The sequence below is a fragment of the Mesorhizobium sp. M4B.F.Ca.ET.143.01.1.1 genome (assembly GCF_004792275.1).
Classification (GTDB): Bacteria; Pseudomonadota; Alphaproteobacteria; order Rhizobiales; family Rhizobiaceae; genus Mesorhizobium; species Mesorhizobium abyssinicae.
Window position 1 is genome coordinate 1 of record NZ_SRSR01000111.1, and the last position, 409, is coordinate 409.

At 52.1% G+C, this 409-nt stretch carries 1 protein-coding gene; it reads left to right on the forward strand.

Annotation, left to right across the window (positions count from 1 at the left end; all coding sequences use genetic code 11):
* Window positions 1–29 precede the first annotated feature (29 nt).
* The coding region (locus EN786_RS38385) for a hypothetical protein (protein ID WP_210238930.1) at window positions 30–409 on the forward strand (380 nt) is incomplete at its 3' end.

A 409-nucleotide genomic window follows, 5' to 3' on the forward strand; every position in this document is an offset into this window, starting at 1 on the left:
CTTCGAACCAACTTCCCACCTGAATCCCAATGACTTCGCACAGCGTTCGTGACCTGGCGGCAGGCTTGCGGCCCAGCGTTGAAGCGCGCGCGCTTCAAACAGACATTCGATTTGTAGAATTCTTCGGTCTCCCTGGGATTGGAAAGACAACCGCCTCCAGCCTGTTAGCGAACGGCTTGCAACGGTGCTGCCCGCTGGTAGGTAATGTGCAAATAGCCTGGGAGACAAGAACTTTTGTCGGCCGCCAAATCTATAGGATCGGCATTGTTGCATCAAGATTTAAGGATCCTCAGTTTCGCTCTCTGCTTGCGCGAATTGCACGCTTTGTCATGGAAGGCGGGCAATCATCGATTGTCGATATGATCAGGGTCATCTGGAACCTTTCATTTCTGGTTGCCTATGTCCAAAG